A 16,024-nucleotide genomic window follows, 5' to 3' on the forward strand; every position below is an offset into this window, starting at 1 on the left:
GCCCTGCGGCATCAAGCCGCGCGGGCTTGCGCCTGGGCGATCAGTGCCGCCAGCTTGCGCGGCACGGACTGCCCCAGGAATTCCAGCGCCAGCGCCTCCGGATCGATGGCGGCATCCAGCGGCAAGCCATGCTCGAAACCGCCCACCATGGTGCGGCAGAAATGCGGCGATTCCGCCCGCGTTTCCACATACCAGCAGCCCGCATGGCCTTGCACGAAGTATTCCCCGATAAAGTAGCCGAGCATGGTTTTCACCCATTGCCAGCTCTCGTCGCGGATGACGATGGTGCGCATGGCCGCATCGATGTACGGCAGGTATTCGGCCGCGTTGGTCAGCACTTCGTGCGCCGGCTGGATGCCCAGGCGCTCGACGAAATTCACCAGCGAAGCGCCCAGCGCGTCATAGTAGGCATCAAAAGCCGTCTGGCTTTGCTGCAATAATTGCTCTTGTTCGTACGACAGCATTCACACTCCACAGACATTCAACAATCATCTATTTTACGCCACGCTCACATCGACACCGGCCCGCTGCAGCAAGGCCTGGTTGCGGGCGGACAGATGCGTCACCTGCAGGTGCTTGCCCGCCCTTTCATAGCGCTCATACAGGACCTCGATGGCGGCGATGGCCGAGTGGTCGGCCATGTGCAGGTGCCGGCAATCGAGGATGACGCGGGCCGGGTCGGCCGCAGTCCGGAACAATTCCAGGAAATGCGTGGTCGAGGCGAAAAACAAGGTGCCATGCGGCAGGTAGACGCGCACGCCCGCGCCAGCGTCATCGATGTCGGCGCGCATGTCGCGCGCATGTTGCCAGGCGAAATTCAGGGCCGCAATGACGATGCCGCACAGCACGGCCAAGGCCAGGTCCGTGAACACCGTGATCACCGTCACGGCGACGATCACCAGCGCATCCTGCAGCGGCACCTTGCCCAGCACGCGCAAGGAACCCCAGGCAAACGTCTGCTGCGCCACGACGAACATCACGCCGACCAGGGCGGCCAGCGGGATGCGTTCGATCAAGGGCGACAGGAACAGGATGAATAGCAGGATCATCACACCGGCCGTCACGCCCGACAGGCGCGAGCGCCCGCCCGAACTCAGGTTGATCATCGTCTGCCCGATCATGGCGCAACCGCCCATGCCGCCAAACAGGCCCGAGACGACGTTCGATGCGCCGAGGGCGATGCATTCACGGTTCGGCTGGCCCCGCGTTTCCGTCATCTCGTCCGTGAGATTAAAGGTGAGCAAGGTTTCCAGCAGCCCCACCATGGCCATCAGCGCCGCGTACGGGAAGATGATGTGCAAGGTGGCCATGTCCAGCGGCACCGTGGGCCAATGCAGGGCCGGCAAGCCGCCCGCGATATGCGCGAGGTCGCCCAGGGTGCGCGTGGGCAGGTGCAAGAAATGACCGAGCACGCCCACGCCCAGGATGGCCACCAGCGCGGGCGGCACGGCCTTCGTGATGCGCGGCAGCACGTAGACGATGGCCATGGTGAGCAGTACCAGCGCGCTCATCACGTACAAGGGCGTGCCTTGCAGCCAAGCCTCGCCTTGCGGCGTGGCCTGGCGAAAATGTTCAAGCTGGGCCAAGGCGATGACGATGGCCAGGCCATTCACGAAGCCCAGCATCACGGGATGGGGCACCATGCGGATCAGCTTACCGAGGCGCAAGATGCCGAACAGCGCCATCAGCATGCCGCTCAGCACGACGGTCGCCAGCAGATATTGCACGCCATGCTGGGCCACCAACGCGACGATGACGACGGCCATGGAACCGGCCGCGCCCGAAATCATGCCGGGCCGCCCGCCAAAGATGGCCGTCAACGCGCAAATGATGAAGGCGCCATACAGGCCCATCAAGGGATTGAGTTGCGCCACGAGGGCAAAGGCGATGCATTCGGGCACCAGCGCGAATGAGGTGGTCAGACCCGCCAGGACGTTTTTTTGTATGTTCGAGAACCACTCGTCCCGAAAAGTTGCGTTGATCATTGATACACATCCAGGGTCGGAACAGCGAAATGCGCGCGCGATGCACAGTCATCGGGCGCAGCCATGCCAGCGGTCGTCAAAACGAAGCCATGCCGAGGTCGCACGGAGAGGAAAATCGTCGGTGACTACATGGGATTGGCGGACAGAGGAAGATTCAGCAGCGCCATGCGGCGCGGCCGAGCCTGCGGACATTATACAAGATGCAGCCGGGCCCGATGGACGCGGCGGCAGCGCGCAGCGGGAGCGGACACCGGCAAGCAAATAATGTTTCCAATAATTTTATTTCAAAATAAAAACAATTTAATTGGAATATTTTAAATAATCTCCGCCGTTTCAATTGGAGAGTATCTATTCAATTTTCTCCACTATTCTACTCAGCAGTGGTGGAGACTGTTGACCACATTAAAAAACGGGGCGTATCCGAAAAGCCAGACGAGTAGGAAAACTCAGGAGGAATCATGACCGACGCGCAATTATATGCCAGTAATATTACAATCAACATTCTCGTTGTAATAGACACCGATCTGATCATGGCCCAGCATCCACGTCAGACGAGTCCCGACCAGACCAAGCCTGTGGGCCTGGCGCATACGAGCCAGTACATGATTGCCACCGACCCGCGCGGCATCAATAGCGGGCAAGGCACGGCCGACCTGAGTTTCAAGGCCAATGTGGGCGACTTTGTCTCGTTCACCGGCGCTTCCATCTATGACAATGCCGATTCGGCCGTCATTGTCTACGGCATCAATTACTGGAATGGCGATAAGGTATTCAATACCTTTGTTTCCAATACCATTACACGCAGAAATGCGGCCGTGCCGAATACGGATTCGTCGAATGGCTTGCCGGCCGTGCAGCAATCGCGCAATTTTTCCAATTTCACGGCGCAGGTATCGAAATCGGGCACGGAAAATTTCTACGTTTATATTGCCGTATATAGCCTGAATGACGATGGCCAGACGCAAAGCCTGTATGGTTATTTTTATTGGGATCCACAGATTACTGTCGGTTAGTCATTTCCCGGAAACCCAATAAATATAAACCATTTATTTAATGACCGCCGACTGCAGCCGGCGCAGAGATACGCCGGAACCTCGCCACAAGCGAAAAAAAGCCCACCGAAGTGGGCTTTTTTATCTACGCATGTATCACATACGCTGCATCTGGAGGCGAGGACGGGAATCGAACCCGTCTAAACGGCTTTGCAGGCCGCTGCATAACCTCTTTGCTACCTCGCCAGAGGAACTGCTTGGATGCGCCTTGCGGCCCACCTTGAAAACTGGAGCGGGAGAAGAGTCTCGAACTCTCGACCTCAACCTTGGCAAGGTTGCGCTCTACCAACTGAGCTACTCCCGCATTGGAGCTTGTTTACCGCTTAATCACGCTTGCTGATGCAAGCGGATAAAAAAAGGAAGCCAGCTTAGCTTCCCTTTAGAATTCTGGAGCGGGAGAAGAGTCTCGAACTCTCGACCTCAACCTTGGCAAGGTTGCGCTCTACCAACTGAGCTACTCCCGCATTGGAGCTTCTATTTTCTGCTACTGCCATCTTGCTGCATTGCTTCAGCTATCGCTGGAGCGGGAGAAGAGTCTCGAACTCTCGACCTCAACCTTGGCAAGGTTGCGCTCTACCAACTGAGCTACTCCCGCATACGAACCGCTATTTTACTGCTTTTTACTACCGTTTACCAGTGCTGCCTTACTGCTGATCCAGTGTTCACTGGAGCGGGAGAAGAGTCTCGAACTCTCGACCTCAACCTTGGCAAGGTTGCGCTCTACCAACTGAGCTACTCCCGCAGTGGACAACATTGTATCAGAAGCTCTACTACATCGCCAGTACTACTTTTTACTGCATTCGCTGTTTTTACCTATGACACGATCCAGAAAACTGGAGCGGGAGAAGAGTCTCGAACTCTCGACCTCAACCTTGGCAAGGTTGCGCTCTACCAACTGAGCTACTCCCGCGTCATCAACAACAGGCCAGCATTATAGAGGGATTACAGGGGCTGTCAACGGGCAATATCTGGTCTTTTGCAAAATATTTGGGGTCAGACGAGGACGCCGAGTCCCGTCGAGTCTGACCCCGGTCTTTGCTCAAGGGTTGTATACGGCGCTGAAATAGCCCAACCCAAAGGCAAAAATGCTGGGGTCGCACCCGAAGGGTACGACCCCTTTCAATGAAGATTGCCGGCCTTTTCCTTGATGAGCGGCCACGCCAGACGCAGGTAATAGAACATCGACCACACGGTCAGCACGCAGGCGATCCACAGCAGCTTCTCGCCCCACACGTGGGTGTCGATCGCGCCAAAGATCACTTCGTGGTACAGCAGCAAGGGAATGGCCGTCATTTGCGCGGCCGTCTTGATCTTGCCGATCGAGCTGACGGCCACCGATTTCGAGGCGCCGATCTGCGCCATCCATTCACGCAGCGCGGAAATCGTGATTTCGCGGCCGATGATGATGAAGGCCAGCACGGCATTGACACGGTCCAGCTGCACCAGCACCAGCAAGGCGCCCGCCACCATCAGCTTGTCGGCGACCGGATCGAGGAAGGCGCCGAAGGCCGACGTCTGGTTCCAGCGCCGCGCGAGGAAGCCGTCGAACCAGTCGGTCACGGCCGCAACGATGAAGACCAGGGTGGCGACCAGGTTCTGGTCGCCATGCAGCAGCATCGACGGCGGTAAATAAAACACGCCGACGACGAGCGGTATCAGGGCCACGCGCAGCCAGGTCAGAAGGATGGGAATATTAAAAGGCATAAGAGAGCAATCGGCCGACGGGTAAATTGAACATGAAGAAAGCGTGAAGAAAGCGCCACTAGTCTACATGGCCCCAAGGTATTAGCCTAGTCCGCTTGCCGCAGCGCCGGAGCAGGCCACTGATCCATCAATGTAATTGCTTGTAGATCTCTTCCGCCAGTTGCGTGGAAATGCCTTCCACCGACATCAGATCCTCGACGCTGGCGTCGACGACGCCGCGCAAGCCGCCAAAGCGCGACAGCAGTTTTTGCCTGCGCTTGGCGCCGATGCCTTCGATCTCTTCCAGGCGTGACGTCTGGCGCGTCTTGGCCCGCTTGGCGCGCATGCCGGTGATGGCAAAGCGGTGCGCCTCGTCGCGGATTTGCGCGATCAGCATCAGGGCCGCCGATTCCTTGCCCAGTTCCTGCGGCGCGCGGCCATCGACAAACAGCAGGGTTTCCAGGCCAACCTTGCGCCCTTCCCCCTTGGCCACGCCGACGATCAGGCTGATATCGAGTCCCAGCTCGGCAAACACCTGGCGCGCCATCTCGATCTGGCCCTTGCCGCCGTCGATCAAGACCACGTCGGGCATCACGCCGTCGCCATTCGCCACCTTTTCGTAGCGGCGCATCAGGACCTGGCGCATGGCCGCGTAATCGTCGCCGGGCGTGATGTCGTTGATGTTGTAGCGGCGGTATTCGCCGTTCTGCATGGCGTGGTGGTGGAACACGACGCACGACGCCTGCGTCGCCTCGCCCTGCGTATGGCTGATGTCGAAACACTCGACGCGCAGGCTGTCGAGGTCTTCCGTTTCCAGGCGCAGTGCCTCGGCCAGCGCGCGCGTGCGCGACTGCTGCGACCCCTGCTCCGACAACAAGCGCGCCAGCGAAATCTCGGCGCCCTTCTGTGCCAGTTCCAGCCACTGGCGGCGCTGTCCCTGCGGCTGGAAAATCAGGTTGATGCGGTGGCCGCACTGCTCCATCAGCGCCACCATCAAAGCCGGCTGGTCGAATTCGACATTCAGGATCAGGGTACCGGGGATGAATTTTTCCGTGTAGTGCTGGGCCAGGAAGGCGGCCAGCACTTCCACCTCGATGGCTTCCTCGGCAATCGCCGCTGCATCGCTGAGCTGGCTGGGGAAGTAGGCGCGGTCGCCCAGGTGGCGCCCGCCGCGCACCATGGCCAGGTTGACGCAGGCGCGCCCGCCCTGGACCAGCACGGCGATGATGTCGACATCGGCGTCGCCCGTCGTTTCCATGCTTTGCTGGTGCAGCACGCGCGACAGCGACGCGATCTGGTTGCGCACCACCACGGCCTGCTCGAATTTCAGCTCGGCGGCAAACGCATGCATCTTCTTTTCCAGGTCGGCCAGCACTTCGCTCTGGCGCCCGCGCAGGAAGCGCGCCGCGTTTTCCACGTCGTTTTTATAGTCTTCCTTGCTGATCAAGTCCACGCACGGCGCGCTGCAGCGGCCGATCTGGTGCAGCAGGCAGGGCCGCGTGCGGTTCGCAAACACGCTGTCCTCGCAGGTGCGGATGAGGAACACCTTTTGCAGGATCTGCATCGATTCCTTGACGGCCCAGGAACTGGGGAACGGCCCGAAATACTGGTTTTTCTTGTCCACCGCGCCCCGGTAATACACCATGCGCGGCGCATCGCCATTCGTGATTTTCAAATACGGATACGACTTGTCGTCGCGGAACAGGATGTTGTAGCGCGGCTGCAGCGCCTTGATCAGATTGTTTTCCAGGATCAGCGCTTCCGCCTCGCTGTGCGTGACGGTCGTTTCCAGGCGCGCGATGCGCTCGACCATCATGGCGATGCGGGGACTGGCCAGGTTCTTCTGGAAATAGCTGGAGACGCGCTTTTTCAGGTCGCGCGCCTTGCCCACGTACAGCACCTTGTCGGCGGCATCGAAATAGCGGTACACGCCGGGCAGGTTCGGCAGCTTGGCGACGGTGGCCAGCACCTGCGCGCGCGGATCGGGCGGCGTTTCTGTGGAATTGAGGTCGGATATTGCTTCAGTCATTGCTGGCTCATTGCGCAATCATAGTTACACTGCTTGCTCCACGATCACGAACGCGACCGCATACTCTTCTTCATCGCTGATCGTCACTTGCGCGCTCAGGCGGTGTTTTTCCATGAATTCGGCCAGCACGCCGCTGCAGACGATCATCGGCTTGCCGCTCGGGTGGTTCAGCATCTGCGCGGCGGGCCACGTCATGGGCATGCGCAAGCCCAGGCCGATGGCCTTGGAAAACGCTTCTTTTGCCGCGAAGCGCGTGGCGAGGAAGCGCACGCCGCGCACGGCATTCTTGGCGCTGCGGGCGCGGAATTTTTCCAGCTCCTGCGGTCCCAGTATCTTTTTCGCGAAGCGCTCGCCATGGCGCGCCAGGGCCGCCTCGATGCGCGGGATCTTGCAGATATCGGTACCGATGCCGTAGATCATGCTGCCTCCTTGCTATCGCTTAATAGGCGCTGTGCCCGAGGCGCGTGGCCACCATGATGGCCTTCATTTCGCGCACGGCGTTTTCCCAGCCGACAAACACGGCATGCGCGACGATGGCGTGGCCAATATTCAGTTCCGCAATATCGGGAATGGCGGCAATCGCCTGCACATTGGTGTAATGCAAGCCGTGGCCCGCGTTAACCTTCAAGCCGCGGCCCACGCCGAACAGCACGCCCGCCTTGATGCGTTCCAGCTCCGCCAATTGCTCGGCGCCCTCGGTGTCCGCGTAGCGGCCCGTATGCAGCTCGATCACGGGCGCGCCGAGCTCGGCAGCGGCGGCGATCTGCTGCTCGTCCGCATCGATGAACAGGCTCACGCGGATGCCCTCGCCCTGCAATTGCTGCACGGCCGCCTGCACTTCCTTGAAGTAGCGCACCACGTCCAGCCCCCCTTCCGTCGTCACTTCCGTGCGTTTTTCCGGCACTAGGCAGACGTCCGCCGGCTTGATGCGGCAGGCGAAGTCGATCATTTCCTGCGTCACGGCCGCTTCCAGGTTCATGCGTGTAAGCAATTGCGGTGCGATGGCGATCACGTCCGCATCCTTGATGTGGCGGCGGTCTTCGCGCAAATGCAGGGTGATGGCGTCGGCGCCCGCCTGCTCGGCCAGCAAGGCCGCGCGGATCGGGTCCGGATACGCGGTGCCGCGCGCATTGCGCAAGGTGGCCACGTGGTCGATATTGACGCCCAGGTCGATGACGGGGCCGGAAGGCTGCAAAAAGCTCATATGATGGTGTCCGTAAAGTGCTGAAGTCTATTACAGCTGCATTAAATCGATCAGTATCTGGCGCGTGTTCAAGGTGGCGCCTCCCAGTTGATGGGCCAGCAAAAAGCGCATCAGCAGCTTGCTTTGCGCCTGCGTGGCCGCGTCAAGATAATCTTCGCGCTCCATGTCGAGCAGGGTCTTGCCCGTGATCCTGGGCCAGGCGTCGGCGGCGCGCGCCGGGCGCGGCCCCCGCTCCGGGTCGACCACATAGACCTGCCCCGCATCGACGGCCTGGCGCGTGCCCGTGCAGCGCGTCAGGTCGGCCGCCACGCCCGTTTCCTTGAGCAGGGCGCGTTCGAACTTGCGCAGCACGATGGGCGCCGGCTCATTGTGCGCCAGTTGATTCAAGGTGGCAACGTAGTGGTCGAACAGGACGGGATGCGGGTCGTCGCGCGCCAGCAATTTCACCAGCAATTCGTTCAGATAAAAGCCGCACAGCAAGGCGGTCTTTTCCAGCGGCAGCATGCCGCCCACCCACTCGGCGCCCGTCAGGATGCGCAATTCGGATTTGCCCGTCCAGCCGGCCTGCAGGGGCTGGAAGGTCTGCAGCACGCCGCGCAACTGCGAATGGGGACGCTTGGCGCCCTTGGCGACGAGCGCGATGCGGCCGTACTCGCGCGTAAACACGTCGACGATGAGGCTGGTTTCTTTATGCGGATAGCTGTGCAGCACGAACGCGGGCTGGCCCGTGACCTTGCCGTCGCGCGCGGGCGGACGGCTGCGCCGGGGCGCGGCGGATGCGGCAGTTGCGGCCGGCGGCGCAATGGCCGCCGGCGCAGGGACAACGATGGAGGCTGGCGCAGGATCGTGCAGCGCTGGCGTGGTGGTGCTCATGCGTGTGGCGTCGCCCCCGGGTTGCGGATTACTCGTAGCCGTAGGCGCGCAAGCCCGCCTCGTTGTCGGCCCAGCCCGACTTGACCTTGACCCAGATTTCCAGGTACACGGGGCCGCCGAACAGCTTTTCCATATCCAGGCGGGCCTGGGTGGACACTTCCTTCAGGCGCGCGCCCTTGTTGCCGATGATCATGGACTTGTGCGTATCGCGCTCGACGAGGATGGCGGCGAACACGCGGCGCAGATCGCCTTCCTGCTCGAATTTCTCGATCAGCACGGTGCTCGTGTACGGCAGTTCGTCGCCGACAAAGCGGAACAGTTTTTCGCGCACGATTTCCGAGGCGAGGAATTTTTCGCTGCGGTCCGTGATGTCGTCCGGGCCGAAGATCGGCTGGTTTTCCGGCAGGAAGCGCTTGATTTCGTTCTGCAAGCCTTCCAGCTGGAAATGCAGCTTGGCGGAGACAGGCACGATGGCGGCGAAGTCGCGCATGGCGGCAACCTTTTGCGCGAACGGCAGCAGCACGGCCTTGTCTTTCACGCGGTCCGATTTATTGATGACGAGGATGCACGGCACTTCCTTCGGCAGCAGGTCCATCACTTGCTGGTCGGCCGGGCCAAACGTCCCCGCCTCGATCACATACAAAATCACGTCCGAGGAAATCAGGGTGTTGGTGACGGTCTTGTTCAGCGTCTTGTTCAGCGCGTTCGAGTGGCGCGTCTGGAAGCCAGGCGTGTCGACGTAGATGAACTGCGCGTCCGGCACCGTCTGGATGCCCGTGATGCGGTGGCGCGTCGTTTGCGCCTTGCGCGAAGTGATGCTGACCTTCGCGCCGATCAGCACGTTCATCAGGGTCGATTTGCCCACGTTGGGGCGGCCCACGATGGCGATATAGCCGCAGCGGAAGTTGTCGGGCATTTTGGTGGCTGTCATGCTAGTGTCGATTCTGTTTAGTGTGAGCGGCGATCGCCGGGGCTGCAGGAGCTTGCGCGTCGTCGCTCTGGATGGTGGCAATGCCGGCCAGCTTGAGCTGGGCGGCGCGCGGTTTGGGCTTGCGGCTGGCGGCAGGCGACTTCAGCAGCGCCTGCTCGGCCACGTCCAGCGCCAGTTTGGCGGCGGCTTGCTCACCGGCGCGGCGGCTTCCGCCACGGCCGTAGACCTGGATGTTCAATTTCGGCACCAGGCATTCGATCTCGAATTCCTGGCTGTGGGCGGCGCCGTGGGTGGCCACCACGTTGTACTGTGGCAGCGAAATTTTCTTGCTTTGCAAAAACTCCTGCAGCAGGGTCTTGGCATCCTTGCCCAGGGTTTGCGGATCGACCGAATCAAGGATGGGGATGTAGAAAGCGCGGATCACCGTGCTGGCCGCATCGAAACCCGTATCGAGGAAGATGGCGCCGAGCAAGGCTTCGAGAGTATCGGCGAGAATCGAAGGACGGCGGAAACCGCCCGATTTCAGTTCGCCTTCGCCCAGGCGCAAGAATTGCGACAATTCCAGCTTCTGCGCGATTTCATACAGCGACTGCTGCTTGACCAGATTGGCGCGCAGGCGCGACAGATCGCCCTCGTCGATGGACTTGAAACGTTCGTACAGGATGGAGGCGACCACGCAGTTGAGGATGGAGTCGCCGAGGAATTCCAGCCGCTCGTTATGCAAACTGCTGTGGCTACGATGCGTCAAGGCTTGCTGCAACAGGCCAGCATCCTGGAACGTATAGCCTAAACGGGTTTGCAATAGCTGAAGATTCATTGTTGTTTCTGTGTCATCTGAGTAATTCGGCTGGCCGCCGCGCGGGGAATCGGCGCGACAGCCATGCGGGCGGCTTAGTGTATGCCACCCACTCTTTTCGGATTGCTGAAGTTCATCCACACGAGGAAAGCCTTGCCGACGATGTTCTCGTTCGGCACGAAGCCCCAGTAGCGGCTGTCCGCGCTATTGTCGCGGTTGTCACCCATCATGAAGTAGTTGCCTGCCGGTACCACGCACGTGAAGCCGTCTTCGTTGTAGTCGCAAGCCTCCTTGTGCGGAAAATCCTTCACTTCGCGCAAGTTCAACGTAGGAGCCGGCTCGTCGTTGAGGATGCGGTGGCTGACGCCCGTCAGGTTTTCTTCCAGCTGCTTGTGGTACACGGTGCTTTCGTCGTCCAGGTAGTCGTCCAGCGGCGTGTACGCCACTTCCTTGCCGTTCACCGTCAAGCGCTTGTTTTCATAGGTGATTTTATCACCGGGTACGCCGATCACGCGCTTGATATAGTCTTGCGACATGTCTTTCGGATACTTGAACACCATCACGTCGCCGCGCTGCGGATCGTTGACTTCAATGATGCGCTTGTTGACGATGGGCAGACGGATGCCATAGGTGAACTTGTTCACCAGGATCAGATCGCCCACCAGCAAGGTCGGCACCATCGAGCTCGACGGGATCTTGAACGGCTCGTACAAAAACGAGCGCAGGCAGAACACGAGCGCGATGACGGGGAAGAAGCTGCCCGAGTACTCGACCCAGGTCGGCTGGCGCAACAGGGCCGCCTCGATGCTGGCGCGGCTGCCGCCCGCATCGGACTTGATGCCCTCGGCGGCCAGCTTGGACTGGCGCGCATCGAACTCGGCCAGGGCACGGTCGGCCGCCTTGCGGCGCTGCTTGGACAGATAAAACACGTCCAGGCACCAGACCAGGCCCGTCAACACCATCAGCACGAACAGGATTAAAGCGAAATTTCCTAAAATCACTTGCAGGTTCATTGATTAACCATCCACTTGTAAAATTGCCAGGAATGCTTCTTGCGGGATCTCCACGGAACCCACTTGCTTCATGCGTTTCTTGCCCGCTTTTTGTTTTTCCAGCAATTTTTTCTTGCGGCTGATGTCGCCGCCATAGCACTTGGCCAAGACGTTCTTGCGCAAGGCTTTCACGTTCTCGCGCGAAATGATGTTCGCGCCGATGGTCGCTTGAATCGCCACGTCGAACATCTGGCGCGGGATCAGTTCACGCATCTTGGCGGCCACCTGGCGGCCACGGTACTGGCTGTTCGAACGGTGGACGATGATGGCCAGCGCATCGACTTTTTCGCTGTTGATCAGCATGTCGACCTTGACCACGTCGGCCGCGCGGTATTCCTTGAACTCGTAATCCATCGAGGCATAGCCGCGCGACGTCGATTTCAGGCGGTCGAAGAAGTCCAGCACGATCTCGGCCATCGGCATTTCATACACGAGCTTGACCTGGCGGCCGTGGTAGCTCATGTCCATCTGGATGCCGCGCTTGCCGATACACAAGGTGATCACGGAGCCCACGTATTCCTGCGGCATGTACAGATTGACCGTCACGATAGGCTCGCGCACTTCCTCGATGCGCGACGGATCGGGCATCTTCGATGGATTGTCGACGTTGATCATGGTGCCGTCGCGCTGGATCACTTCATACACGACGGTTGGCGCCGTGGTGATCAGGTCCATGTCGAATTCGCGCTCGAGGCGCTCCTGCACGATTTCCATGTGCAGCAAGCCCAGGAAGCCGCAGCGGAAGCCGAAGCCCAGCGCCTGCGACACTTCCGGCTCGTACATCAGGGCCGCGTCGTTCAGTTTCAGCTTTTCCAGCGAGTCGCGCAGCGCGTCGTACTGGTTCGCTTCCACGGGGAACAGGCCGGCGAACACTTGCGGCTGCACTTCCTTGAAGCCAGGCAATGGCGCGGCGGCGGGACGGTTGGCCAGGGTGACGGTGTCGCCCACTTTCGCCGCCTTCAATTCCTTGATGCCGGCGATGATGAAGCCCACCTGGCCTGCCGACAATTGCGGCAAGGATTGCGAACGGGGCGAGAACACGCCGATGTCTTCCACCAGTTGCACCGAATCGGTGGCCATCAGGCGAATCTTGTCTTTCGGTTTCAGGGTGCCGTTGATGACGCGCACCAGCATGACCACGCCCACATAGGCGTCATACCAGGAGTCGACGATCAGCGCCTGCAGCGGCGCATCGGGGTCGCCCTTCGGTGGCGGCACCTTGACGATCAGTTGTTCGAGCACGTCCAGCACGCCGAAGCCCGTCTTGGCCGAGCAATGCACGGCGTCGCCGGCGTCGATGCCGATCACGTCTTCGATCTCGGCAATCGCGCTCGGCGGGTCCGCGTTCGGCAAGTCGATCTTGTTCAGGACGGGCACCACTTCCACGCCCAGGTCCAGCGCCGTGTAGCAGTTGGCGACCGTTTGCGCTTCCACGCCTTGCGACGCGTCCACGACCAGCAGCGCGCCTTCGCACGCCGACAGCGAGCGCGACACTTCATAGCTGAAGTCGACGTGGCCCGGCGTATCGATCAGGTTCAGGTTGTAGATCTGGCCATCGCGGGCCTTGTAGTGCAGGGCCGCCGTTTGCGCCTTGATGGTAATGCCGCGCTCGCGCTCCAGATCCATCGAATCGAGCACCTGCGCCTCCATCTCGCGGTCGGACAAGCCGCCGCACAATTGAATGATGCGGTCAGCCAGGGTCGATTTACCGTGGTCAATATGGGCGATGATGGAGAAATTGCGTATGTTGTTCATTAACTAATATATGTGCGAGTGACGACACTGCTTAACAGGAATCAAGGGGATCATGCCCGGGCCAAACCCGGCGCCCCGCTCATGATAAAAAAAGCGCTCCGAGCAGGACATCTGCATGCCCAGGCGAGCGCTTTTGAAGCGACAGAAGCTGCTGCCTCGGACAGTAGCTTTTTCGACCTCCCCATTTTACCGGATTTCAGAGTAGAAAGCCCGTCTTATGAGGCCAGCACCGGGGCAAGCCGACATTTTCCGCTGTTTTCGGCACCAGAATGGTGCAATGCAGTGTCAATATTGACAGTTAAATTACACCAGGCAGCGGCGCACGGCCGCCTCGTCGAGAAAATAATGGCATAGCTCGGGCTGCGCCAGGTCGCCGAACAGCACCGGCACGAGCTCGTCAAAACGCGCCAGCAAGCTTGCATCAGGCGACGCGTCGATGTCGACCACGTCCACCGTGAACGGTTTTCCGGGCGGCTGCAGCAGGAGCAAGGCGTCGAGCATGTCCTGGCAAAGGTGGCAATAACTGCGGGAATAGAGGGTGAAGTGCATGGCGCGCAGGATACCGCATCCCGGCCGCGGCCGGAATGCGGGATGATCACACGGTTACTTCGCCGACGGGCGCAGCGACACGAATTGCGCCGTATCGCCACGGCGCACCAGCACGGCCGACGTCTTCTTCGGGTCGAGCTTGGCGACCAGGGCATTGAACTGTTTAGCATCTTTCACGGCAACGTTATTCAGTTGCAAGATCACATCGCCAGGCTGCAGGCCGGCCAGGGCCGCCACGCCATCGGCCTCGTCGACCAGCACGCCCGCGTCGATCTTCAGTTCCTGCTTCTTCGCGGCCGGCACGTCGCTGACCTTCAGTCCCAGTGCATTGACGGCTTGCGCTTCCGGCTCCTTGGCGCCCTTCTTCGCCGTTTTCTCGCTTTCCAGCTCGACGACGGTGACGGGGATATCCTGCTGTGCACCCTTGCGCCAGACGGTCAGCGTGGACTTGCCGTTGACGGCGGCGCCACCCACCAGGCGCGGCAGGTCGGAGGAGCGCTCGATCTGGGCACCGTTGAATTTCAGGATGATGTCGCCCGGCTTGATGCCCGCCTTGTCGGCCGGACCGCCCGGCTCCACCATCGACACTTGCGCGCCCTTGGCGTTCGGCAAGCCCAGCGACTCCGCCACGTCCTTGCTCACTTCGCCGATCTGCACGCCGATGCGCCCGCGCACGACCTTGCCCGTCTTTTTCAACTGCTCGCCCACGCGCATGGCTTCATCGATGGGCACGGCAAACGAGATACCGTTGTAGGCGCCGGACAGGGTGGCGATCTGCGAGTTGATGCCGATCACTTCACCGCGCATATTGATCAGCGGACCACCCGAGTTGCCGGGGTTGACGGCCACGTCGCTCTGGATCAGGGGCAGGTAATCGCCCGTGTCGCGTGACTTGGCGGAAATGATGCCGGCCGTTACCGTGTTTTCCAGGTTGAACGGCGAGCCGATGGCGATGACCCACTCGCCCACGCGTATCTTGTTCGAGTCGCCGATGGTCAGGCGCGGCAGGTTGCCGCCCTCGATTTTCAGCAGGGCCACGTCGGTGCGCGCATCGGCGCCGATCACCTTGGCCTTGAATTCGCGCTTGTCCGTGAGGGTTACGTAGACTTCATCGGCGCCATCGACCACGTGGGCATTGCTCAGCACATAGCCATCGGCCGAGATGATGAAGCCGGAACCGACACCGCGCTGCACTTCCTGCTCTTGCGGCACGGCGCGGCGACCACCGCGTGGCGCCTGCTGGCGCGGCGTCGGCATGGCGCCGCCAAAGAAGCGGCGCAGGAATTCCTGCATTTCCTGCTCATCCTGGCCGCCCATGCCGGGGCCGTTCATCTTCAGGCGCTCGGTGGTGCGGATATTTACGACGGCCGGGCCGACGGCGTCGACCAGGTCCGAGAAATCAGGCAGTTTTACGGCAGGCACGGCGGCCTGCGCCTGTGGCGCCAGGCCCAGCATGGTGGGAGCAAGGAAGACGCCAGCCGTACCGAACAATAAGGCGGAAAGCGTCTTCACTGAAAACGACTTGCTGGCGGCACACATGTTTTTTTTCATGGAAAGTATCTTTTCGAATATGTAAACGGATCAAAACGGATCAGGCGATTGCCTGCGTGCATGATTGGCCGTCACGACGGAACCCCGAGGGCAAACACACCCCGCAGCGCGCATGGCAGCAACAATATATCGCAAAAGCAAGATATTGCCTGTTCACAGTGTCAATCGTACCGAAGTCCAGTGTCAAGAGGGCGACGGGAACGTTAAGCCTGGCATAAGATGGAAAATGCGTCAGCGCTGCGCCAGCGGCCCCGCCTCCAGCGGCTCGGCAGTGCCCGGCGGCACGAGGGCGGCGGACAGGGGCAGCAGCGGCTCGGCATGGGCAGCCGCCGCCTCGGCGGCCAGGCGGCTGGCCAGCCCCGCATGGAACCGGGCGCTCAGTGGATGACCGCACTGCTCCGAACGCAGCACGTCGCCGATATGGCGATAGGCCTCCCATACTTGCCGCCCCTCATCCGTGTCGAGGGCGGCAAAAGCCAGTTCGAGTTCGCTCGCCGCCAGCTCGCCATCGGCCAGGGCGGAAATAGTCTCGTGCAATCGTGTATGCGTATCCATGATGGGTCC

Annotated in this window: 15 protein-coding genes and 6 tRNA genes; 1 reads left to right on the forward strand and 20 read right to left on the reverse strand. The window is 60.6% G+C overall.

The annotated features are described in order from the left end of the window. Window positions 1-11: 11 nt before the first annotated feature. Window positions 12-464, reverse strand: a complete 453-nt coding sequence (locus CLU90_RS08840) for a hypothetical protein (RefSeq protein ID WP_100427713.1) — start codon at window positions 462-464, stop codon at window positions 12-14. 33 nt (window positions 465-497) lie between these two features. Then, entirely contained in the window at window positions 498-1,985 is a 1,488-nt protein-coding gene (locus tag CLU90_RS08845) for a SulP family inorganic anion transporter (RefSeq protein ID WP_092714240.1), read from the reverse strand. Window positions 1,986-2,443: 458 nt separating this feature from the next. Between CLU90_RS08845 and CLU90_RS08850 the strand changes: the two genes are divergently transcribed. Beyond that, the gene (locus CLU90_RS08850) at window positions 2,444-2,998 is read left to right on the forward strand and encodes an inclusion body family protein (protein ID WP_092714238.1); all 555 of its coding nucleotides are present in this window, start codon (window positions 2,444-2,446) and stop codon (window positions 2,996-2,998) included. Between the two features lie 151 nt (window positions 2,999-3,149). On the opposite strand, the gene CLU90_RS08855 is transcribed toward CLU90_RS08850, so the two are convergent. From CLU90_RS08855 to CLU90_RS08940, 18 genes are all read right to left on the reverse strand, one after another. Then, window positions 3,150-3,223: transfer RNA gene (locus CLU90_RS08855), tRNA-Cys, on the reverse strand. A gap of 42 nt (window positions 3,224-3,265) precedes the next feature. Continuing rightward, window positions 3,266-3,341 (reverse strand) — tRNA-Gly (locus CLU90_RS08860). Window positions 3,342-3,425: 84 nt separating this feature from the next. Continuing rightward, window positions 3,426-3,501, reverse strand: a tRNA-Gly gene (locus CLU90_RS08865). 55 nt (window positions 3,502-3,556) lie between these two features. Further along, window positions 3,557-3,632, reverse strand: a tRNA-Gly gene (locus CLU90_RS08870). A 71-nt stretch (window positions 3,633-3,703) separates the two neighbouring features. Further along, window positions 3,704-3,779: transfer RNA gene (locus CLU90_RS08875), tRNA-Gly, on the reverse strand. A gap of 92 nt (window positions 3,780-3,871) precedes the next feature. After that, window positions 3,872-3,947, reverse strand: a tRNA-Gly gene (locus tag CLU90_RS08880). Between the two features lie 209 nt (window positions 3,948-4,156). Beyond that, complete coding sequence (gene pgsA, locus CLU90_RS08885; RefSeq protein ID WP_034749601.1) at window positions 4,157-4,741, reverse strand: CDP-diacylglycerol--glycerol-3-phosphate 3-phosphatidyltransferase; 585 nt, start codon at window positions 4,739-4,741, stop codon at window positions 4,157-4,159. 127 nt (window positions 4,742-4,868) lie between these two features. Further along, window positions 4,869-6,749, reverse strand: coding sequence for an excinuclease ABC subunit UvrC (gene uvrC, locus CLU90_RS08890; RefSeq protein ID WP_092714703.1), 1,881 nt, complete (start codon window positions 6,747-6,749; stop codon window positions 4,869-4,871). Window positions 6,750-6,773: 24 nt separating this feature from the next. Beyond that, window positions 6,774-7,169 (reverse strand): holo-ACP synthase, encoded by a 396-nt coding sequence (gene acpS / locus CLU90_RS08895; protein ID WP_092714701.1) that lies wholly within the window; start codon window positions 7,167-7,169, stop codon window positions 6,774-6,776. A gap of 19 nt (window positions 7,170-7,188) precedes the next feature. Beyond that, a complete protein-coding gene (gene pdxJ / locus CLU90_RS08900) occupies window positions 7,189-7,953 on the reverse strand; it encodes a pyridoxine 5'-phosphate synthase (protein ID WP_092714699.1) in 765 nt (254 codons plus the stop codon). Window positions 7,954-7,983: 30 nt separating this feature from the next. Further along, window positions 7,984-8,826, reverse strand: coding sequence for a DNA repair protein RecO (gene recO / locus CLU90_RS08905; RefSeq protein ID WP_092714697.1), 843 nt, complete (start codon window positions 8,824-8,826; stop codon window positions 7,984-7,986). 28 nt (window positions 8,827-8,854) lie between these two features. Then, window positions 8,855-9,757, reverse strand: coding sequence for a GTPase Era (gene era, locus CLU90_RS08910; protein WP_046683972.1), 903 nt, complete (start codon window positions 9,755-9,757; stop codon window positions 8,855-8,857). Window position 9,758: 1 nt separating this feature from the next. Continuing rightward, window positions 9,759-10,574, reverse strand: coding sequence for a ribonuclease III (rnc, locus tag CLU90_RS08915; RefSeq protein WP_034749615.1), 816 nt, complete (start codon window positions 10,572-10,574; stop codon window positions 9,759-9,761). 74 nt (window positions 10,575-10,648) lie between these two features. Then, a complete protein-coding gene (gene lepB / locus CLU90_RS08920) occupies window positions 10,649-11,566 on the reverse strand; it encodes a signal peptidase I (RefSeq protein ID WP_092714695.1) in 918 nt (305 codons plus the stop codon). Window positions 11,567-11,569: 3 nt separating this feature from the next. Beyond that, a complete protein-coding gene (gene lepA, locus CLU90_RS08925) occupies window positions 11,570-13,360 on the reverse strand; it encodes a translation elongation factor 4 (protein ID WP_034749621.1) in 1,791 nt (596 codons plus the stop codon). Window positions 13,361-13,663: 303 nt separating this feature from the next. Then, window positions 13,664-13,909, reverse strand: coding sequence for a glutaredoxin family protein (locus CLU90_RS08930; protein WP_100427714.1), 246 nt, complete (start codon window positions 13,907-13,909; stop codon window positions 13,664-13,666). Between the two features lie 54 nt (window positions 13,910-13,963). After that, a complete protein-coding gene (locus tag CLU90_RS08935; RefSeq protein ID WP_100427715.1) occupies window positions 13,964-15,460 on the reverse strand; it encodes a DegQ family serine endoprotease in 1,497 nt (498 codons plus the stop codon). A gap of 231 nt (window positions 15,461-15,691) precedes the next feature. Continuing rightward, a complete protein-coding gene (locus CLU90_RS08940) occupies window positions 15,692-16,015 on the reverse strand; it encodes a sigma-E factor negative regulatory protein (RefSeq protein ID WP_092714689.1) in 324 nt (107 codons plus the stop codon). Window positions 16,016-16,024: the final 9 nt, after the last annotated feature.

This window comes from Janthinobacterium sp. 67, from assembly GCF_002797895.1.
Lineage (GTDB): Bacteria > Pseudomonadota > Gammaproteobacteria > Burkholderiales > Burkholderiaceae_D > Janthinobacterium.